Origin of the sequence: Nisaea acidiphila (assembly GCF_024662015.1) — a bacterium.
In the GTDB taxonomy this organism is placed as follows: Bacteria; Pseudomonadota; Alphaproteobacteria; order Thalassobaculales; family Thalassobaculaceae; genus Nisaea; species Nisaea acidiphila.
Map to the genome: position 1 here is coordinate 4,303,405 of NZ_CP102480.1, position 19,902 is coordinate 4,323,306.

The 19,902-nt window shown below is 63.4% G+C and carries 20 protein-coding genes; 7 read left to right on the forward strand and 13 right to left on the reverse strand.

What is annotated here, in order from left to right; all coding sequences use genetic code 11:
* The first annotated feature begins 3 nt into the window (after positions 1-3).
* Together NUH88_RS20080 and NUH88_RS20085 are read left to right on the forward strand one after the other, a co-directional pair.
* The gene (locus tag NUH88_RS20080; RefSeq protein ID WP_257768491.1) at positions 4-723 is read left to right on the forward strand and encodes an SDR family oxidoreductase; all 720 of its coding nucleotides are present in this window, start codon (positions 4-6) and stop codon (positions 721-723) included.
* Positions 724-902: 179 nt separating this feature from the next.
* Positions 903-1,682: a DUF1223 domain-containing protein gene (locus NUH88_RS20085; protein WP_257768493.1), complete on the forward strand. Its 780-nt coding sequence runs from the start codon at positions 903-905 to the stop codon at positions 1,680-1,682.
* A gap of 13 nt (positions 1,683-1,695) precedes the next feature.
* On the opposite strand, the gene NUH88_RS20090 is transcribed toward NUH88_RS20085, so the two are convergent.
* Together NUH88_RS20090 and NUH88_RS20095 are read right to left on the reverse strand one after the other, a co-directional pair.
* Positions 1,696-2,946 carry a M24 family metallopeptidase gene (locus NUH88_RS20090; protein ID WP_257768494.1) on the reverse strand — a complete coding sequence of 417 codons (1,251 nt, stop codon included), beginning with the start codon at positions 2,944-2,946 and terminating at the stop codon, positions 1,696-1,698.
* A gap of 135 nt (positions 2,947-3,081) precedes the next feature.
* Positions 3,082-3,582 carry a YbaK/EbsC family protein gene (locus NUH88_RS20095; protein ID WP_257768495.1) on the reverse strand — a complete coding sequence of 167 codons (501 nt, stop codon included), beginning with the start codon at positions 3,580-3,582 and terminating at the stop codon, positions 3,082-3,084.
* A 98-nt stretch (positions 3,583-3,680) separates the two neighbouring features.
* Between NUH88_RS20095 and NUH88_RS20100 the strand changes: the two genes are divergently transcribed.
* Positions 3,681-4,274: a HupE/UreJ family protein gene (locus NUH88_RS20100; protein ID WP_257768497.1), complete on the forward strand. Its 594-nt coding sequence runs from the start codon at positions 3,681-3,683 to the stop codon at positions 4,272-4,274.
* A gap of 73 nt (positions 4,275-4,347) precedes the next feature.
* Here NUH88_RS20100 and NUH88_RS20105 read toward each other — a convergent pair whose 3' ends face one another.
* Complete coding sequence (locus NUH88_RS20105) at positions 4,348-5,742, reverse strand: FAD-binding oxidoreductase (protein WP_257768499.1); 1,395 nt, start codon at positions 5,740-5,742, stop codon at positions 4,348-4,350.
* A 229-nt stretch (positions 5,743-5,971) separates the two neighbouring features.
* Between NUH88_RS20105 and NUH88_RS20110 the strand changes: the two genes are divergently transcribed.
* On the forward strand, positions 5,972-6,898 hold the full coding sequence (locus NUH88_RS20110; protein WP_257768500.1) for a DMT family transporter: 927 nt from the start codon (positions 5,972-5,974) through the stop codon (positions 6,896-6,898).
* A 153-nt stretch (positions 6,899-7,051) separates the two neighbouring features.
* Here the strand turns inward: NUH88_RS20110 and grxD are convergent, their stop codons facing one another.
* Genes grxD through purQ form a run of 4 tightly spaced genes read right to left on the reverse strand, consistent with a single transcriptional unit; the run spans position 7,052 to position 10,622 of the window.
* Entirely contained in the window at positions 7,052-7,399 is a 348-nt protein-coding gene (grxD, locus tag NUH88_RS20115) for a Grx4 family monothiol glutaredoxin (RefSeq protein ID WP_257768501.1), read from the reverse strand.
* A 59-nt stretch (positions 7,400-7,458) separates the two neighbouring features.
* On the reverse strand, positions 7,459-7,692 hold the full coding sequence (locus NUH88_RS20120) for a BolA family protein (protein ID WP_257768502.1): 234 nt from the start codon (positions 7,690-7,692) through the stop codon (positions 7,459-7,461).
* A gap of 33 nt (positions 7,693-7,725) precedes the next feature.
* Complete coding sequence (gene purL / locus NUH88_RS20125) at positions 7,726-9,936, reverse strand: phosphoribosylformylglycinamidine synthase subunit PurL (protein ID WP_257768503.1); 2,211 nt, start codon at positions 9,934-9,936, stop codon at positions 7,726-7,728.
* Positions 9,933-10,622, reverse strand: coding sequence for a phosphoribosylformylglycinamidine synthase subunit PurQ (gene purQ / locus NUH88_RS20130; protein ID WP_257768505.1), 690 nt, complete (start codon positions 10,620-10,622; stop codon positions 9,933-9,935). Before purQ ends, purL begins: the two co-directional genes overlap by 4 nt.
* Positions 10,623-10,880: 258 nt before the next feature.
* Between purQ and NUH88_RS20135 the strand changes: the two genes are divergently transcribed.
* Positions 10,881-12,245, forward strand: coding sequence for a diguanylate cyclase (locus NUH88_RS20135; protein ID WP_257768515.1), 1,365 nt, complete (start codon positions 10,881-10,883; stop codon positions 12,243-12,245).
* Here NUH88_RS20135 and NUH88_RS20140 read toward each other — a convergent pair.
* From NUH88_RS20140 to purC, 3 genes are read right to left on the reverse strand one after another with little or no spacing between them, the layout of a single operon-like run.
* On the reverse strand, positions 12,242-12,709 hold the full coding sequence (locus NUH88_RS20140) for a GNAT family N-acetyltransferase (RefSeq protein ID WP_308220075.1): 468 nt from the start codon (positions 12,707-12,709) through the stop codon (positions 12,242-12,244). The two genes, NUH88_RS20135 and NUH88_RS20140, sit on opposite strands and share 4 nt — an antisense overlap.
* A 10-nt stretch (positions 12,710-12,719) precedes the next feature.
* Positions 12,720-12,962 (reverse strand): phosphoribosylformylglycinamidine synthase subunit PurS, encoded by a 243-nt coding sequence (gene purS, locus NUH88_RS20145; protein ID WP_257768517.1) that lies wholly within the window; start codon positions 12,960-12,962, stop codon positions 12,720-12,722.
* Positions 12,963-13,004: 42 nt separating this feature from the next.
* Positions 13,005-13,769: a phosphoribosylaminoimidazolesuccinocarboxamide synthase gene (gene purC / locus NUH88_RS20150; protein ID WP_257768519.1), complete on the reverse strand. Its 765-nt coding sequence runs from the start codon at positions 13,767-13,769 to the stop codon at positions 13,005-13,007.
* 422 nt (positions 13,770-14,191) lie between these two features.
* Between purC and NUH88_RS20155 the strand changes: the two genes are divergently transcribed.
* On the forward strand, positions 14,192-15,694 hold the full coding sequence (locus tag NUH88_RS20155; RefSeq protein WP_257768520.1) for a methyl-accepting chemotaxis protein: 1,503 nt from the start codon (positions 14,192-14,194) through the stop codon (positions 15,692-15,694).
* Positions 15,695-15,740: 46 nt separating this feature from the next.
* On the opposite strand, the gene NUH88_RS20160 is transcribed toward NUH88_RS20155, so the two are convergent.
* Together NUH88_RS20160 and NUH88_RS20165 are read right to left on the reverse strand one after the other, a co-directional pair.
* Positions 15,741-17,123, reverse strand: a complete 1,383-nt coding sequence (locus NUH88_RS20160; protein WP_257768522.1) for an aminotransferase family protein — start codon at positions 17,121-17,123, stop codon at positions 15,741-15,743.
* A 25-nt stretch (positions 17,124-17,148) separates the two neighbouring features.
* Entirely contained in the window at positions 17,149-17,907 is a 759-nt protein-coding gene (locus NUH88_RS20165; RefSeq protein ID WP_257768523.1) for an NRDE family protein, read from the reverse strand.
* 191 nt (positions 17,908-18,098) lie between these two features.
* Between NUH88_RS20165 and NUH88_RS20170 the strand changes: the two genes are divergently transcribed.
* Positions 18,099-18,425, forward strand: coding sequence for a DUF1476 domain-containing protein (locus NUH88_RS20170; RefSeq protein ID WP_257768524.1), 327 nt, complete (start codon positions 18,099-18,101; stop codon positions 18,423-18,425).
* A gap of 83 nt (positions 18,426-18,508) precedes the next feature.
* On the opposite strand, the gene purB is transcribed toward NUH88_RS20170, so the two are convergent.
* Entirely contained in the window at positions 18,509-19,807 is a 1,299-nt protein-coding gene (gene purB, locus NUH88_RS20175; protein WP_257768525.1) for an adenylosuccinate lyase, read from the reverse strand.
* Positions 19,808-19,902: the final 95 nt, after the last annotated feature.

Here is a 19,902-nt window from a genome sequence, read left to right on the forward strand (position 1 = left end):
CCCATGAAGAAAGCCATCGTCACCGGACACAGCAAGGGCCTCGGCGCCGGCATCACCTCGGCGCTGCTGGCGGAGGGCTACAATGTGCTCGGCCTCTCGCGCTCGGCCCTGCCGGGGTTCGAGAGCGGGCTGGAGCAAGTGGCGCTCGATCTCGGCGATCCGGCGGCGCTCGAAGCCTGGCTGGACAGCGGTGAACTCGCCGGGTTCCTGGAGCACACGGAAAGCGCGATCCTCGTCAACAATGCCGGCATCGTCGAGCCGATCGCCCCGCTCGGGCGGCAGGGTGCCGCGGCGATCGCACGGGCCGTGACGGTGAATGTCAGCGCCGCCCTGGTGCTGGCGGACGCTTTCGTCACGGCAAGCGAGGACGTGGCCGACCGCCGGCTGGTGCATATCTCCAGCGGCGCTGGGCGGCATGCCTATTCCGGCTGGAGCGTATACTGCGCGACAAAGGCGGCGCTGGATCACCATGCGCGTGGGGTCGCCGCCGACACGATCGCGGGGCTGAAAGTGGAAAGCCTTGCGCCTGGCACCGTAGATACCGGCATGCAGGCCACCATCCGGGCGACCTCCGAGGAGGATTTCTCCCATCGTGAGCGGTTCGTCGGGTTGAAGGAGAGCGGTGCGCTCGGTGACCCGGAAACCGTCGGGGCGAAGATCGTGGCCCATGTGACCAGCACGAGTTTCGGCGCCGAGCTGGTGACCGATATCCGGGAGATGTGAAGCCAAAAAAGTCGTCATCCCCACGCAAGTGGGGACCCGGAGAGCGTAGAGCCCGGACCCGGATCCCTCCCCGCTTTCGCGGGAAAGACAACGTTTGAAAGGGTGGGGGGGGAGCGGTCACCCATGCGTGACACAGGGTGATTCGAGCGACCGCCGAGTCGCCCGTATTTTACTCTCCCATGAAAACCTCGCGACGCAAGCTGCTCGGCGGTCTCGCCGTCCTCGGCAGCACAGGGGCGCTCGGCCTGGCCGGTCTGGTGCCTTTCGCCCGGCCCGTTGGAGCGCAAGGCCGCGCTTCGGGGCCGATCGTTCTCGAACTCTTCACCAGCCAGGGCTGTTCCTCCTGTCCGCCCGCCGACCGGCTGCTCGGCGAGCTCGCGAAGGAGCCGGACGTGCTCGCGCTCGCCTACCATGTCGACTACTGGAATTATATCGGCTGGGAAGACCCGTTCTCCTCCAAGGAGATGAGCGACCGCCAGCGCCGCTACGGCCACGCCATGCGGCTCTCCAGCATCTATACCCCGCAGCTCGTCATCGACGGCGAGATCGATGTCGTCGGCTCCCGCCGTTCCCGCGTGCTGGACGCTATCGAAGAGCGCCGCAATGCCCGGCCCGGGCCGGGCGTAACGGTGGGACTGGAACGGAACGGAGCCGATTTCACGCTGACCCTCGCGCCGGTGGGCGAGGGCGATATGTCCGGCGCGCAGCTGCTCCTGGTCGGTTCCGACACACGCCACGTGACCGAGGTGCCCCGCGGCGAGAACCGGGGCCGCACGCTGGAGGATTTTGCCGTCGTGCGGTTCTACACCGCGCTCGGCACCTGGGACGGAAAGGCCGTGCAATACCGCGTGCCGGCCTCCGCCGTCGCGGTGGAGAGCGACCGCCTCGCGGTGCTCGTCCAGGCAAAAGGGCACGGGCGGATCTTTGGCGCCGGCGTGCTGGAGCTGAAGTCGGTCTAGCGGCTTTCCGCCGTCACCCCAGGAGCGCATCCTCGAATGGGAAGTGCGAGAGCAGTTCGATCCCGCTTTCCGTAACCAGGATCTGCTGCTCGAGCTTCACACCCTCGCCGCCGCTTTCCTCGCCGATGAAGCTCTCGACACAGAGCGTCATGCCGGGCTCGATCACGCCGTCATATCCGGCGTCCGGGAAGTCGGCGCGGTGGTAGAGGTAGGGATATTCCCCGGTCATGCCGACGCCGTGGGAGGAGAGGTAGTAGCGGTTGGCGAAATACTTCTCGGGGATCTCCCAGGCCCGCTCCGCATAGTCGCGGAAGCTCATACCGGGCTCGATGATGCCCATGTTGAAATGCACTTGCTCGTGCGCCGTCCTGTAGAGCTCACGCTGCTTGGCACTCGGCGCGCCGGGGCCGGCATGGAAGGTACGGGAGAAGTCGGCATAGTAGCCGTGGCAGCCGACCACGTCGGTGTCGAGCGCGATCAGTTCGTTCTCTCCGATCATTCGGGGGCCGGTTTCCTGAAACCACGGATTGGTCCGCGGCCCAGAATTGAGCAGCCGCGTCTCGATATAATCCCCGTCCTGCGCGATGACCGCCTGGTGCAGCACGGACCAGAGCGCGTTTTCCGTCAGGCCGGGCCGGATCGCGGCACGCAGCCGCTCCACGCCTTTCTCGGTGGCGCGCAGCGAGGCGCGCACGCATTTCATCTCTTCCGGCGACTTGATGCAGCGCGCCATCTCGACCGGCTCCTGCGCGTCGACCAGCCGGAAACCTTCCGCCGCCAGAGCGGCCGCCGCACCCGCATTCATTCGCTCGACACCGATCGTCGCGCGCGCACCGACCAGTTCGCGGAGCGCGGCCGCGGTCTCGCGCGCCCAGAGGCTTTCCCTCTCGGCGATTTTCTCGCCTGCGGCGACGAAGCTCGCGGTGATCGCGGGGCGGACCCCGGTAAGGGTCTCCAGCCCGTCTGCCAGATGCATCGCGCCGGTGAATTCGTAGAGGATCGCGTCGCGCTCGGTCAGCAGAAGATAGCGGCCGGTATTGCGGGAGCTGAAGATCTGCATGTTCCGTGCGCCGGTGGCATAACGGATATTGACCTGATCGTGCAGTACGCAGGCCGCGATGCCGCGCTTCGCCATCTCCGACCGCACACGGCCAAGCCGGTAGGCGCGGACCGCGACGAGATCGATCGGCTCGCCCGCATGCTCGGTATCGAGTAAGGCCAGATTGGCGAGATCCGTACGTTCCGCATGCCAGTCCATTTCCATGGGTGGCCCTCCCTGAGTTTGAGCGAGGATAGGGGAAGATGGATGCGCCGGCTGGTTTCGCGGCGACCTGTTGCACTTCAAGTTTGTCGCCTGCTTTCTATCAGTCGTCATCCCCACGCAAGTGGGAATGACGATCTAGAAAGAGGCCGGAAATGGGTTGGCCAGTCCCTCGACCACTTCCGCGCCCGGCTGGTCGAGCAGCAGCTTCGGGTCGACGATCAGCTTCGAACTGCGGTTGCCGCCGCCGAGAATGATCTCTTTCCGCGCCATCACGTCGGCATCGATCCAGAGCGGCAGGTCGGCGGGGAGGGCGAGGGCGGTGACGCCGCCGATTTCCATCCCGGTCAGCTCGCGCGTCTCCTCGGCGCTGGCGAAGGAGACCTTCCGGGCGCCGAGCTTCTTCCGCACCACCTTGTTCACGTCGAGTCGATGCGTCGCGAGCACGATGCAGGCGGCGTATTTCAGTTCGCCGGTTTTCGAGCGTACCACGATCGTGTTGGCCGAATCCTCCGGCGCCTTGCCGTAGCGCTCGCAGAAAACCGCAGTGTCGGCGAGCTCCGGATCGCATTCCATGACTTCGAACGGATAGGGCGCGGCTTCGAGAATGGCGCGGATTTCCGGAAGGGTGTCGGTCATGGAACAGGCCTCTTGGTTAAGAAATGCTGCTGTGCAACGATAGCAAAGCGCGACCCATTCCGGGGCGCCGGATCGACTTCAACAAAGGATCATCATTCATGCTTAGAGCCATCGCCCTCGGCGCCGCAATCCTTCTCGCGGGCACCTCCACTTCCTTCGCCCATCTCAATCCCGTCGCGCATGGCTCCTTCGCGGCCGGTCTCTCCCATCCGCTGTTCGGTGCGGACCATATCCTCGCGATGATCGCCGTCGGTATCTGGGCCTTCCAGATCGGTGGCCGCGCGCTCGTCGGCGTGCCGGCGGCCTTCGTCGGCTGCATGGCGCTCGGCTTTGTTCTCGCCCTTTCCGGCGTCGCGCTGCCTTTCGTCGAGCCCGCGATTCTCGCTTCCGTCGTCGCCCTCGGCCTGCTGGTCGCGGCCGCCGTCCGTCTGCCGGCTGGTGTTTGCGCTGCCGTGGTCGGTCTCTTCGCGCTGTTTCACGGCCATGCCCATGGCGGCGAGATCGGCGCGGCGACTGCGCTGACCTACGGCGCGGGCTTCGTCGCCGCGACGGCGCTGCTGCATGTCGCCGGTCTCGGTGCCGGCCTTGGCCTGCAGAAGCTGTTCGCCGAGCGCGGCACGCTCGCCCTCGCGGTCACACGCGGTGTCGGCGGCCTGACCGCCGCGATCGGCGTTGGTATGCTGATGGCCTGATCGCCTCTCACTTCGAAGAGAAAGGCCGCCATCCGGCTGGATGGCGGCCTTTTCTTTTGTCCGGGTGGAGGGCTCAGGCAGGCAGGATCTTGCCCGGGTTCATGATGTTCTGCGGATCCAGCGCCTGCTTGATCGCCTTCATGGCGGCCAGCGCCGGGCCGTGCTCGGCTTCCATGTAGCGGATCTTGCCCTGGCCGACGCCGTGCTCGCCGGTGCAGGTGCCGCCGGCGGCGATGGCGCGCATCACCATGCGCTCGTTATGGCCCTTGGCGGCTTCGACCTCCTGCTTGCTCTTCGGATTGATGCAATAGCCGACATGGAAATTGCCGTCGCCCACATGGCCGACGATCCCGGCCTTCAGCCCTGTCGCGGCGAGATCCTTTTCAGCCTCAAGGATTGCCTCGGCGAGACGGGAGATCGGCACACAGATGTCCGTCGCCATCACCTCGCAATCGGGCCGCATCGACTTGATCGCGTAATGCACATTGTGCCGTGCTTCCCAGAGTTTGTTGCGGTCTTCGGCTTTCTCCGCCCACTGGAAGGCGCTGCCGACGAACTCGCCAGCGATCGCCTCGACCGCTTCGGCCTGCTCCTTCACGCCGCTCTCACTGCCGTGGAACTCGAAGAACAGGGTCGGCTTCTTCTCGTAGCCTTCCAGCCCGGAGAAACGGATGCAGGCTTCCATCTGGCTGTCGTTCAGCAGTTCGATCCGCGCCATCGGGATGCCGGACTGGATGGTCAGGATAACGGTGCTGATCGCGCTCTCGAGGTCGCCGAACTGGCAGACCGCGGCGGAGGTCGCCTCTGGGATGCCGTAGAGCTTCAGCGCCACCTCGGTGATGACGCCGAGCGTGCCCTCGGAACCGACGAAGAGGCGGGTGAGGTCGTAGCCGGCCGAGCTCTTCCGGGCACGCTGGGCTGTCCGGATGATCTCGCCGGAAGCGGTGACGACGGTCAGCGAGAGCACGTTCTCCCGCATCGTGCCGTAACGCACCGCGTTGGTGCCGGAGGCGCGGGTCGCCGCCATGCCTCCGATAGAGGCGTCGGCGCCCGGATCGATCGGGAAAAAGAGGCCCTGGTCGCGCAGATGGGTATTGAGCTGCTTGCGCGTGACGCCGGCCTGCACCCGGCAGTCGAGATCCTCGGCATTCACCTCCAGGATTCTGTTCATCTGCGATAAGTCGATCGAGATCCCGCCGGAGAGAGCGCCGATATGGCCCTCAAGCGAGGTGCCGGTGCCGAATGGAATGACCGGGATACGGTGCGCGGCGCAGAGCCGGACCACCTCGGCCACTTCTTCGGTGCTCTCCGCGAAGACCACGCCGTCCGGCGGCATCGGGGTGTGGTAGCTCTCGTCCTGGCCGTGGCGCTCGAGCACGGAGGGGGCAGTGGAAAAGCGGTCGCCGAAGCGCTCCCGGAGCTGGTCGAGGACCGGCTGGATCTCCGGCGCCTGTTCGCGGGCCTGCATGGCGTTTCTCCCTAGGGTTTCCGGCTGATTTTTACCGGCCAGAGTATCCGCGCGGGAGGGCGGGCTCAATCGCCGAATAGGCAAGGGGCAATGGCCGCGCAAGAAACGGAGTTTCGCTTGCGCTCCGATCGCCTAGACGTCCTTTCGGTGCCTGTAATGCGGCGGCACTCCTTTGTTCGCCGCGCTATGTCTTCCGGCCCCAAATGACGTTCCGAAACGCGAGACGGCGATGAATGCGAAAGTGAACCTGACCATGGGCCCGGCTGAATGGGGACTGCTCATCCTGCTGTCTGCGGTGTGGAGCAGTTCCTTCTTTCTGGTCGAACTGGTGATCGACGCGATCCCGCCTTTCACCATCGTGCTCTGCCGGGTCGGGATCGCCGCGCTCGCCATGCAGCTCCTGCTGCCGCTTTTCGGTCTCGGCATGCCGCGCGACTGGAAGATCCTCCGCGCCTTTTTGATCATGGGCTTTCTCAACAACGCGGTGCCGTTCTCGCTGATCGTCTACGGGCAGACCCAGATCGCGAGCGGTCTCGCCTCGATCCTGAACGCCTCGACACCGGTCTTCGGCGTGCTGGTGGCGCATTTCCTCACCGACGACGAGCGCATCACCCCGCTGCGCCTGCTCGGCATCGCCCTCGGCTTCGGCGGAGTCGCCCTGATGCTGGGCTCCGATCTGGCGGACGGCATCTCCGGTACTTTCTGGGGCCAGCTCGCACTGATCGGCGCGGCGCTCAGCTACGCCTTCGGCGGCGTCTTCGGGCGACGCTTCAAGGCGATGGGGATCCATCCGGCGCAGACCGCGGCCGGGCAGGTCACCGCCTCCAGCCTGATGCTGCTGCCAGTCTCGCTGCTCGTGGACCGGCCCTGGACGCTGCCCGTGCCCGGCCTCGACACCGTCGCCGCTCTGGTGACGCTCGCGCTCGTCTCGACCGCTTTCGCCTATATCCTCTATTTCGAGCTGCTGAAGCGGGCGGGGGCGACGAACCTGCTGCTTGTCACCCTGCTGGTCCCGGTCGGGGCCATCCTGCTCGGGGTTCTGTTCCTGAACGAAACGCTCGGACCGAGCCACGCCGGCGGCATGGGGCTGATCGCGCTTGGCCTGCTGGCGATCGACGGGCGATTGTTCCGGAAGTTCCGTCGTATGGCCGGGTAGAGGAATAGAAAAGGCCGGCATCGCTGCCGGCCCAATTCTTCAAGTCGTCATTCCCGCGAAAGCGGGGACCCAGGGTTCCAGGTCACCGTTCCACGCTCTCTGGGTCCCCACTTGCGTGGGGATGGGGATGACGAACGTTTTGGGTGGGAGGGCTTACGCTTCCTCGCCGATCTGGACGTCGATGCCCTTGGTGTTGAGCATCTCGAGCAACTCGCCGGTCTCGTACATCTCGCGGATGATGTCGCAGCCGCCGACGAATTCGTTTTTCACGTAGAGCTGCGGGATCGTCGGCCAGTTGGAGAATTCCTTGATGCCTTCGCGGACCGCCGGGTCCTCGAGCACGTTAATGCTCTTGAACTTGACGCCGACATGGCTGAGCACGCCGACCACGGCGGCGGAGAAGCCGCATTGCGGGAAAACCGGGGTGCCTTTCATGAACAGGACCACGTCGGTCGAGTCGATTTCGTCCTGGATGCGCTGGCGGGTGTTGTCGTCAAGCATGGCGTGGTCCTTTCCTGGGTCCGTGTGCCGTTCGGTTGAGAGAGTGTAGCAGATTGCAGTCAGCTGGGTGTGCCGGTCTGCAGCGCGAGGGCGTGCAGTTCGGTGCCCATCCTGCCCTGCAGGGCCGCATAGACCATCTGGTGCTGCTGGATACGCGTCTTGCCTTCAAAGGCGGAGGACAGGACATGGCAGGCGTAGTGATCTCCGTCCCCGCGCAGATCCTCGATCGTGACCTCGGCATCGGGGAACGTCTCCTTGATGAGGCGTTCGATCTCTCCGGCTTCCATTGCCATGCGTATCTGTCCCTGTCTTTTCGTTCTTTTGCTTCAGGAGGCGGCCATGTAGTCCGGCAGCCGCTCCTCGAAGACCGACCGTAGCATTGAGACCGATATGGAGTCACCGGCGGAGAGTTTCAATTCGCCGTCTCCGGTCGTCCGTCCGATCGCGCTTGCGGAAACGCCTGCTTTCTCCGCTGCTCTGAGCACCGCATCCGCATCTTTCGCGGTAACGACATAGCGCGCCTGGTCCTCGCCAAAGGCCCAGGCATGGGCTGCGAGACCGTCCTGCGGGACGACTTCGGCGCCGAGTCCCTTCGCGCCGAGCGCCATCTCGGCAAGCGCGACGGCGAGGCCGCCATCGGAGATATCGTGGCAGGCGGTGACGCTGCCGGCCTCGATCAGGCCGCGCACGAAATCGCCGTTCTTCTTCTCCAGAGCCAGGTCGACCGGCGGTGGGGCGCCTTCCTCGCGGCCTTCGACCTCCCGCAGATAGATCGACTGGCCGAGCCAGCCCGTGGTCTCGCCGATCACGACGATTGCTTCGTCCGCTTCCTTGAAGGCGACGGTGGCGCGCTTGGCGATATCGGCGATCACGCCGACGCCGCCGATCACCGGGGTCGGCAGGATCGCCTTGCCCTCGGTCTCGTTGTAGAGCGAGACGTTGCCGGAGACGACCGGATAGTCGAGGGCGAGGCAGGCGGCCTTCATGCCGTTAATGGCGCCGACGAACTGGCCCATGATCTCCGGCTTGGTCGGATTGCCGAAATTCATGTTGTTGGTGACGGCGAGCGGCTTTGCGCCGGTCGCGGTGATGTTGCGCCAAGTCTCGGCGACGGCCTGGGCGCCGCCGGTTTCCGGCGCCGCCTTCACATAGCGCGGCGTGCAGTCGACACAGACCGCAAGGCCCTTCTTACTGTCACGCACCCGGACCATTGCGGCGTCGCCGCCCGGACGGATCGCGGTGTCACCCATGATCAGGTGATCGTACTGTTCCCAGACCCAGCGCCGGCTGCAGAGATCGGGGCTGCCGATCAGATCCTTCAGCGCGCCGGTCAGACTCGCCGGGGCAGGGACGGAGGCGGGATCGAGCACCGGTGCGGCCGGGGTCGGCTGCCACGGCCGGTCGTATTCCGGGGATTCCGCGACCATCGGGGCGATCGGAATGTCGCCGACCGTCTCCTCGCCCATCTTCAGCACCAGGTTGCCGGTGGTGGTGAGGTGCCCGATCACGGCGAAATCCAGTTCCCACTTGTCGAAGATCGCCCTTGCCTCGGCCTCGGCTTCCGGACCCGGCTTCAGGATGATCAGCATCCGTTCCTGGCTTTCGGAGAGCATCAGCTCGTAGGGCGTCATCTTCTCTTCGCGGGCCGGCACCTTGGCGAGGTCCATCTCGATGCCGAGACCGCCTTTGCCAGCCATCTCGACCGCGGAAGAGGTGAGGCCGGCCGCGCCCATGTCCTGGATGGCGATGATCGTGTCGGTGGCCATCAGCTCGAGACAGGCTTCCAGCAGCAGCTTCTCTGTGAAGGGATCGCCGACCTGTACTGTCGGGCGCTTCTCCTCGGAATCCTCGTTGAATTCGGCGGAGGACATGGTCGCGCCGTGGATGCCGTCGCGGCCGGTCTTGGCGCCGACATAGATCACCGGGTTCCCGGCGCCGGCGGCGGCCGAGTAGAAGATCCGGTCCGCCGGCGCGAGGCCGACGGTCATCGCGTTGACCAGGATGTTGCCGTTATAGGCCGGGTGGAAATTCACCTCGCCCGCGACCGTCGGAATGCCCATGCAGTTGCCGTAGCCGGCGATGCCCGCGACCACGCCGCCGACCAGGTGCCGCGTCTTGGCATGCTCCGGGCTGCCGAAGCGCAGCGCGTTGAGGTTGGCGATCGGCCGCGCGCCCATGGTGAAGACGTCACGCAGGATGCCGCCGACGCCTGTGGCCGCGCCCTGATAGGGCTCGATGAAGCTCGGGTGGTTGTGGCTCTCTATCTTGAAGACCGCAGCCTCGCCGTCGCCGATGTCGATCACGCCGGCATTCTCGCCCGGCCCCTGGATCACGTGCGGCGCTTCGGTCGGCAGTGTCTTCAGCCATTTCTTCGAGCTCTTGTAGGAGCAGTGCTCGGAATACATGGCGGAAAAGACGCCGAGCTCCGTCATGTTCGGCTCGCGGCCGAGGATCTTCAGGATGCTGGCGTATTCGTCTTCGGAAAGGCCGTGCTCGGCGACGATTTCCGGGGTGATGGCGACGTTGGAAATACTCAAGAGAGGGCCCTCACCAGTCCGTCGAAGAGGCCGCGGCCGTCCGTGCCGCCTACCGCGCTGTCGATTGCGTTTTCCGGGTGCGGCATGAAGCCGAGCACCGTCTTCGCCTTGTTGAAGACGCCTGCGATGTTGCGGATGGATCCGTTGGGGTTTCCTCCCGCCGTCGTCTGGCCGTTCTCGTCGACATAACGGAAGGCCACCTGGCCGTTCTGCTCGATCTCGTCGAGGATCTTCTCGTCGGCGAAGTAATTGCCGTCGTGATGGGCGACGGGAATGGAGAGCACCTGGCCGTCCTCGTAACCGCCGGTGAAGAGCGACTGGCTCGTCTCGACCCTCATGCCGACATTCTTGCAGATGAACTTGAGGCCCGCATTGCGCATCAGTACGCCCGGCAACAGGCCGGTCTCGGTCAGCACCTGGAATCCGTTGCAGACGCCCATGACCGGAACGCCCTTGTCGGCTTTTTCCTTCAGGTTCCTGAGCACCGGTGAATGGGCGGCAATGGCGCCGGCGCGCAGGTAGTCGCCGTAGGAGAAACCGCCGGGGACCACGATCAGGTCCACATCCGGGATGTCCGAGTCTCTATGCCACACCATGTGCGGCGCTTTTCCGCTGGCTTGTTCGAGGGCGACGGCCATGTCGCGTTCTCTGTTGGTGCCGGGAAAGACGATGATCGCTGATTTCAACGCGGGGCCTCTCGATTGGGGCTGGGTCGGCGCGGCGGAAAGTAAGGGAGGAGGCTGCCGAGCGCAAGCCATGTCGCCGCGTTCACGATGTTATCACGGCAGCGTCGGAGACTGCATCCGTCGCAGGCCATTTGGGACAAAAGACTGGAGACTGAACTGCAACCGCAGATGCGGATTGACGCCGCGTCCATTACGGCAAGAATATATATTCCAATACCAGTGTATGTTGGGGCGCTGGTGAAAGGCGGGGGCGTGGTTTTGGATCAGATCGGAGCGAGGGCGGTTGACGGCCTTCCGCTTCTTCAGTCCGTTCTGGACGCTATGGGGCAGGGGCTGCTGGTCATAGATCGGCACCGCCGCGTCATCGCTGCGAATCCCCGGTTCGAGGCTCTTTTCGAGAGAATCTGCGCGGTTTCGCCCATCGGGCAGGAGCTCGAGTTCATCATCTCAGCCGCCGATCCGGACTCCGCGATCCCGGAGCGGGTTTCCGCGGATAGCGGTTTCGGGCCGGAGCGGCTGGCCGTCGGAGAGACCGTCCAGGAGGTTCGCGGTAACGCCGTTCCCGAGATCGGCTACCTGATCACCTTCAACGATGTCACCGGGCATGTTCGCGCCGAGCAGGCAGCACTCAGCCACGAGCAGCGCGTGCGCGAGATTCTGGATCACAGTCCGGTCGGCGTGAACATCATCGCGCCGGATGGGCGGCGGCTCTATTCGAATCGGAAGATCCAGGAAATGTGCGGCCTCTCGGCCGAAGAACTGGCGGAGACGCACGCGGGTACCCATTACGCCGATTCGAAGCTTCGCGATCAGCTGCTTGAGCGGATGCGGCGCGAGGGCGCGATCGAGAACGAGGAAGTTGAGTTCGTCCGCAGGGACGGGACGCCGTTCTGGGTGCTCCTGTCGTGCAGGTCGTTCGAATATGATGGGGAGGACTGCGTTCTCAGCTGGCTCTATGAGATCACGGACAGGATCGAGCTCGAGCGCAGGCAGATCCGCAGCCGAGAAGAGCTTGAAATCCAGATCCTGGAACTGCGCGACCGGGAAGATCGCATGGCGCAGCAGGCGGCGGAACTCGAAAGCTTGGCGATCCGGTTGTCCGAGTCCGAGCGCAAGATGGCCGAACTGGCGAATTTCGACAGTCTCACGGGGCTGCCGACTTCCCGGCTTTGCATGGACCGGATGCAGCTCGCGATGGCCAACGCGAAGCGCGACCAGACGCTCACCGCCGTATTCTATGTCGATCTCGATGGCTTCAAGGCGGTGAACGACACCTTCGGTCACGATGCCGGAGATCTGGTGCTGAAGGAGGTGGCGGGCCGCATGAACCAATGTTTCCGCGAGGTCGACACGGTGGCGCGTATCGGCGGAGATGAGTTCCTGGTCGTGCTCTGGGGGCTCGGTTTCCGGGATGCGGTTACGCCCTTGGCCGACCGTTTGCTCGGCTGCTTTGAGGAAGAATTCGTTTTTCCCGACGGCAGGGCGAAGATCGGCGCGAGCATCGGAATTGCTTTCTTCAACGGCGCGTCCGATACGCCGGATACGCTGATCAAGCGCGCGGACAAGGCCATGTATGTCGCCAAGAAAGGCGGCAAAAACCAGTACGCGATCAGTGAGAGTTAGTCTGCCGGGTCTTTGATCATCAGGGTGAACCGGTCTTCGTCGAGCATGAAATGCTCCGAAACGCTCCATCCGAGCTTTTCGTATAGGGCATCGGCGTTCTCGGTATAGAGATGCAGCAGCGGAATCCCCCGCAAAGCCGCCTCACGTTCGACTGCGGCGACCAGGCCGCCGGCAACGCCGTTGCCTCTCTGCTCCGGCACCACATAGACGCTTGCGAGCCAATGCCTCAGGTCCTGCCGCGACTCCAGGTCATGGTCCACCAGAGAGGCCATTCCGATAACCTTGTCTCCGGAGATCATCACCATGCAGTCCTCGCTTGGATTCCGCATGATTTGGCGAAACCAGTCCGCAGAGTTCTGCAGCGTGCGACCTGACTTTCTACCCCACTGTTCGTGGTTCCAGTGGACCACAGTGTCGAGATGGTGCGGGACGTCGGAGAGCTTGAGAATGTGTTGAGCGGGCACGGCGCCGGACTTAGCCCTCGATCTCGACCGTGTAATTCTCGATCACTGTATTGGCGAGCAGCTTCTCGCACATGTCAGTCACCTGCGCACGGGCCTTTTCCCGGTCGGTCTCCGTGAGTTCCAGCTCAAGAAACTTGCCTTGGCGTACCTGGTCGACCCCGGCGAAACCGAGCGCGCCGAGCGCGTGCTCGATGGCCTTGCCCTGCGGATCGAGGACGCCGTTTTTCAGGGTGACATGGACAGTGGCTTTCATGCTTTCACCAATCTCGTTTCGCTCGGGGTGCCGACATGCGGCTTATTGAATGGCTTTGGGGCCTTTGAGGTCCATTGGACCGGCTTCCGGCAGCACGCCGAGCCGGCGGGCGACTTCCTGGTAGGCTTCCCGCTCGCCGCCGAGATCGCGGCGGAAGCGATCCTTGTCGAGCTTTTCGTTGGTCTCGACGTCCCACAGCCTGCAATTGTCGGGGCTGATCTCGTCCGCGAGGACGATCTGCAGTGTGTCTTCGGTGTAGTACCGGCCGAACTCCAGCTTGAAATCCACCAGACGGAGGCCGACGCCGATGAAGAGGCCCGTGAGGAAATCGTTCACCCGCAGAGAGAGGGCGATGATGTCGTCGATATCCTGTGTGGTGGCCCAGCCGAACGCCGTGATGTGCTCTTCGGCGACCATAGGGTCACCAAGTTCGTCGGACTTGTAATAGTACTCGATGATCGAACGCGGCAACACGGTGCCTTCCTCGATCCCGAAGCGCTTGGCGATGGATCCTGCGGCGACGTTGCGGACGACGATCTCGACCGGGATGATCTCGACTTCGCGTACCAGCTGCTCGCGCATGTTGAGACGGCGGACGAAATGGGTCGGGATGCCGATCTCCGCGAGCTTCGTCATCAGATGCTCGCTGATGCGGTTGTTCAGAACGCCCTTGCCGGTGATCGTGCCCTGCTTCTCGTTATTGAAGGCGGTAGCGTCGTCCTTGAAATACTGGATCAGGGTTCCAGGCTCCGGGCCCTCATAGAGGACCTTGGCTTTGCCTTCGTAAAGTTTTCTGCGTCGTGCCATGGGTTCCCCGCCTCATAGGTCTGGCGGAAGGTTTCCGGGATGCGGAGGCCCTGCGCGCCGCAGCGGCAGGAAATGCGCGCTCCATATAAACACAAGGCCGGGCAATGACAATCGGGGAAGAGGCTCCGTCCTCCTGCCACGCCTGACGCCCGGGCTCCCCGTCTCTGCACGGGGGCTGTTGAGCTTCTCTGTTTGTGCCGGATGCGGATGATTCCCGTTTGACGGTTAGTTAATGTTAATAACAATATTCCGGAGAGTTTTTCTCGTTAATCGTAAATAAAAAAGAGTCATGCGTTAATATGAATGGATAATTAACCAAGAATAATATCATCGCATGCATATTTGAATGTGACAATTAAGGTTTCGTTTCGAGTTTTAGGAAAAAGTCCGCGGCGTCATTTATTCCAATTTGGAGTTCGGTCATGTCTTTCATGTTCTCGCGGGGAGATGCGGCGGCAAAACTTGCCGCGCTCGATAAATCCCAGGCGATTATCGAGTTCCAGCCTGACGGCACGATCATCACCGCCAATCAGAACTTCCTGACGGCGATGGGGTACGAACTGAAGGAGATCGTTGGCAAACATCACAGCATGTTCGCCGAACCAGCTTACGCGGAGAGCCCGGAATACAAAACGTTCTGGGAGGAGCTTCGGGGCGGAAAGTTCCAAGCGGGCCAGTTCAAGCGGATCGGGAAAGGCGGAAATGAAGTCTGGATCGAGGCTTCCTACAATCCGGTCTCGAATGGCACGGGCCAGCCGTATAAAATCGTCAAATTCGCGACCGATATTACGGAGCAGATCAGGAAGAACGCCGATCTGGTAGGTAAGATCGACGCGATCGACCGCTCCCAAGCGGTGATCGAGTTCGAACTGGACGGTACGATCGTCACGGCCAACGAAAATTTCCTGAAGACGATGGGCTATGGTCTCAAGGAAATCGTCGGCAAGCATCACAGCATGTTCGCCGAGCCCGGTTTGGCGCAAACCGCCGAGTACCGGACGTTCTGGGAAGAGCTCCGCAAAGGCAAGTTCCAGGCGGGTCAGTACAAGCGGATCGGTAAAGGCGGCAAGGAAGTCTGGATCGAGGCGTCCTACAATCCGATTTTCGACCCGAACGGAAAACCGATCAAAGTCGTCAAATTTGCGACCGACTTGACCGGCCGCAAGGAAGAGAACGCGCAACTCGCCAGAGATTTCGAGCAGGGCGTGAAGCAAATGGTGCAGAACGTCTCTACCTCCTCTGGCGATCTTGAGATGACGGCGCAGACCCTCGCTGCCAACGCGGAGCAAACCAACCAGCAATCCGCGACTGTTTCCTCTGCGACAGAAGAGCTTTCGGCCTCGGTCAACGAGATCTCGCGGCAAATCCAGGAGTCGACACGGGCGGTCGGAAACGCGGTCGACGCTGCGGGCCGGTCGGAGAAAATGGTCTCCGAGTTGCTGAGCGCAGCGCAGAAGGTCGGCGAGATCACGAAAATTATCGCCGATATCGCCGAGCAGACAAATCTCCTCGCACTCAACGCGACGATCGAGGCCGCGCGAGCCGGCGAGGCCGGGAAGGGATTTGCCGTGGTCGCCTCCGAGGTGAAAAGCCTGGCCAATCAGACTGCGGCCGCGACGGAAGAGATCTCCCTGCAGGTGAAGGGGATCCAGGACTCGACGGAAACGACGGCCAATTCCATTGGCGAGATCGCCCAGATCATTACGCAGGTGAATGAGATCGGCGGGTCGATCGCGACCGCGGTGGAAGAGCAGGCGGCGGCAACGCAGGAAGTGACGGTCAATATCAGCGGGGTCGCGCAGGCGACGCACGAGAGCGGGGAATCAGCGGCAAGCGTGCTGACATATGCTCAGTCCCTGTCCTCCCAGGCCGGGGAACTCAACCAGCGGGTCGAGGATTTCCTGGTCAAGGTCCGCTCCATGTAATCCCTTGCCGGGACGGGCCCTTGCCCGTCCCGGCCGGGTTTCCCTGTCAGGCTATGATTTCGCTTTCATAGATGGTGAGTGTCTTCGCCAGGCGCTCGACGATCTCGTCGGTTTCCTCTTCCGAAACGATCAGCGGCGGCGTGAGCATCAGCCACTCGCCGTATTTGCCGTTCGCGGTGCGCCGGGAATAGAGAAGCAATCCATTCCCCATACCGATTTCGGTCAGCCGGGTAGAGGCGCGAAGCGCGGCGTCCGGAATTTCTTTCTTGTCCCGGTCTGTCACGATCTCGATCGCATTCAGCAGGCCGAGTCCGCGCACGTCTCCCAGGATGCGGCTCGTCTCCTGGACTTCGCTGAGGCGCTTGCGCAGATACGTTCCCATCGCCGCCGCGTTTGACATCAGGTCGCGATCGACCACCTCCCGGAGGACCGCGAGCCCCACGGCGCAGCTTAGCGGGTTGGCCACGTAGGTGTGTCCGTGCAGGAACCCGCCAGAACGGGCGACTGTGTCGACCATCTCTGACGGAGCTAGGACCATCCCGAGCGGCGTGTATCCGGCGGCGATCCCCTTGGCCAGCGTTACGATGTCGGGCCGGGAGTCCGGCCAGTGTTCGGCGGCGAGGAAGGTTCCGGTACGTCCGGCGCCGCTCATGACCTCGTCATAGATCAGCAGGACCCCATGCCGGTCGCAGATCTCCCGGACCGCGCTGTAATAATGATCCGGCGCCACGAGGGCTCCGGTCGCGAGGCCTCCGACCGGTTCCATGATGAAAGCGAGCACAGATTCAGCGCCTTCTGCGACAATCGTGGCTTCCAGCGCGGCGGCACAGTGGCGCGCGTAGCTGTCGGTATCGTGATTCTCCGGCAGCCGGTAGGTGAACGGAGCCGGGACCTTCGGCATCACCTGCATGACACTGGCAAAGACGGCCTCAGAAGTCGGGTCGCCCGTGACGGACGCTGCACCGAGCGAGGCGCCGTGATACCCGGGATCGCGTCCCAGAACCTTCCAACGCCCGGCGTCGCCGCGCGCGACGGCATATTGCCGGGCAAGCTTGATGGCTGCTTCGGTCGCTTCCGAGCCGCCGGACACGAAAAAGGCGCGTTCGAAGCCCGGCCCGGCAAGGTCTGTGGCGAGGTCGGAAAGTGCGATGTTCGGTTCGTTCTCGAAATGCTGCCGGGCCGCGAAACAGATCTTCTCTGCCTGCGCGCGCATCGCCTCGATCACCCTCATGTTGCGATGACCGAGGTTGGTCGTGACCGGTCCCGAACAGGCGTCGATATAACGCTTGCCGTCCGTATCCCAGAGATAGACGCCGTCTCCGTGGCTGACCGTCGGGTGCCGGTGGGTGCCCTCGGGGAGATAAAACACGTCGACCGGCCCGCCGCGCGCTCCGAAACTGTCCCGACCCGAATCAATCGCATCCGCCATTTCTCTTTCCCTTGCTGCGGAGAGGTCAGCCGACCCCGAGGTCGACGGTTTCATATTCGGCTTCGTCCGGTTTGCCCGGAGCGAAACGCCAGACGGGATCGCGCCCCGGATCTGCGGGCAATGCGATCAGTGAAGAGGAAACGGTCGCAAACCCCTCGCCATTGTCGAGATTGATCGCGGAACCGTAGTCGGCTGGATTGCCCCGGGTGCGGTCGGCCAGAAGATTTTCCCACGCGGACCAGTGGCCGGTTTCCGGATCGGGTGCCGCGGCGATGCGGAACCGCGGAAGGGCCCGCCTGACGCGTGCGCTCTCCGGGTCGTTCACGTCGTAGGCGGTGAAGACGGAGATCCCTTCCGGGACCTCGAAGACGTCGATGTCCCCGTCGTCCCGATCCTCGTTGCGAATCCAGAAAGCCTTCTCGGAGTCGGCGACAAGCATGTTGAAGCTGCGATAGCTGGAGCCCTCCAGCTCGCCCAGTGCTTTTGCGGCGGTTTCCGCCTCCGCATGCTCCAGCGCTTCGAGCACAACTTCGCCCCGGCTGCGCTTGCCGGCGGCCGGACCAAGTGAGCCCCGGCGGTTGAGAATGCCGGCAACCAGCCCGTGATCGTTCACGCCGAGCCAGGAGCCGCCGCTGAGCTCGTCCAGGCCGGCGAGGGTTTCGGGCCGGTCACTCCAATGACGGCCTGGAGCCTTCCAGGGGCGGGACTGCATTTCATCGCGGTTGGCGGCGATCAGAACCGGCCAGGGGGCGCCCGGGCGGCGCAGGAGAACAAGGGTGCACATGGGCGAGACCCTACGCCCCGGAGACATTTTTTGACAACTGGGCGAATTGCGGCAATCTGCCAGTTAACAGATGGGCCTGCGCCTGATAGGTTGCCGCCGATTTTGAAGGGCCGCGCTTGACCCTGCCGCAATCTGGTACGGAGCGATTGGCTGTCAATTGATCGGGATTGAGACGAGGGAGTATTCGATCGATGTCAGGTTTCGACAAACGCCAGAAGGGCGAAGAAGCAAAGTTCGCGCTGGATGCTGAGCTGCAGTTCAAGGCCAGCGCCCGCCGCAACAAGCTGCTTGGTCTCTGGGTCGCGGAGACCTTTCTGGACAAGACCGGCCCGGACGCCGACGCTTATGCGCGGGAGGTGGTCGCCGCTGATATGGAAAAGCCTGGCGTCGACGATGTCGTGGAATTCGTGCTGAAAAGCGTCGAAGGAACCGGTGCGGATCTTTCCGAGCATCGTCTGCGGAACAAGATCGACGAATTCACCGCGCTCGCGGTCGAGCAGGTCAAGAACGAGGGCTGATCGGGCTCGCGCCGACAGTCATCCGATACGAGAACGGCGCCCATAAGGGCGCCGTTTTTGATTCCAGCATGTGTCCGCAGGGGTCAGACCTCGCCGAAGACCCGCTTGAAGATCGTATCCACATGCTTGGTGTGGTAGCCGAGATCGAACAGCGCCTCAAGCGCGGCATCGTCCAGACATGCCTTCACTTCGCCATCCGCCTTCAGCAGTTCGAGGAAGTCCTTGCCCTCGAGCCAGACCGGCATGGCGTTGCGCTGCACGGCCTTGTAGGCGTCCTCGCGGCTCATTCCCGCCTGGGTCAGCGCCAGCAGAACACGCTGGGAATGGATCAGGCCGCCGAGCTGGTCGAGATTGGTCTGCATGCCTTCCGGATAGACCAGCAGCTTGTCGATCACGCCGGTGAGGCGGGCGAGGGCGAAATCGAGGGTCACGGTGGCATCCGGGCCGATCATCCGCTCGACGGAGGAGTGTGAGATGTCCCGCTCGTGCCAGAGCGCGACATTCTCCATCGCCGGCACCACGGCGGAGCGCACCAGCCGGGCGAGGCCGGTCAGGTTCTCGGTCAGCACAGGGTTACGCTTGTGCGGCATCGCCGAGGAGCCCTTCTGGCCGGGCGAGAAATATTCTTCCGCCTCGCGGACCTCGGTGCGTTGCAGGTGGCGGATTTCGGTCGCCAGGCGCTCGATCGAGCTGGCGATAACGCCGAGGGTCGCGAAGAAGGCGGCATGGCGGTCGCGGGGGATCACCTGGGTCGAGACCGGCTCCGGCTGGAGGCCGAGCTTCTCGGCGACATGCTCTTCGACGCGCGGGTCGATATTGGCGAAGGTGCCGACGGCGCCGGAAATGGCACAGGTCGCGATCTCCGCCCGGGCGGCTTCAAGCCGGACCTTGTTGCGCGCGAACTCGGCGTAGTAGCCGGCCAGTTTAACGCCGAACGTCACCGGCTCGGCATGGATGCCGTGGCTGCGGCCGACCGTCGGGGTCATCTTGTGCTCGAAGGCGCGCTTCTTGATCGCGGCGAGCAGGGCGTCCAGATCTTTCAGCAGCAGGTCGGAGGCCTGAGTCAGCTGCACGGCGAGGCAGGTGTCGAGCACGTCGGACGAGGTCATGCCCTGGTGCACGAAGCGGGCTTCGTCGCCGACATATTCCGCGAGATTGGTGAGGAAAGCGATGACGTCATGCTTGGTCTCGCGCTCGATCTCGTCGATCCGCTCGATCTCGAAATTGCCGCGCTCCCAGACCGCCTTGGCGGCTTCCTTAGGAATTACGCCGAGTTCGGCCTGTGCGTCGCAGGCATGGGCCTCGATCTCGAACCAGATGCGGAACTTGTTCTCGGGTTCCCAGATCTTGACCATCTCGGGGCGGGAATAGCGCGGGATCATATTTATCCTCGGATGACGATAGGGTACGAACGGGACCGGAAAGCGGGATGGTGCTCCGGCAGGCGGGGTTTTATCATTGCCACCCGCCGGAGTCA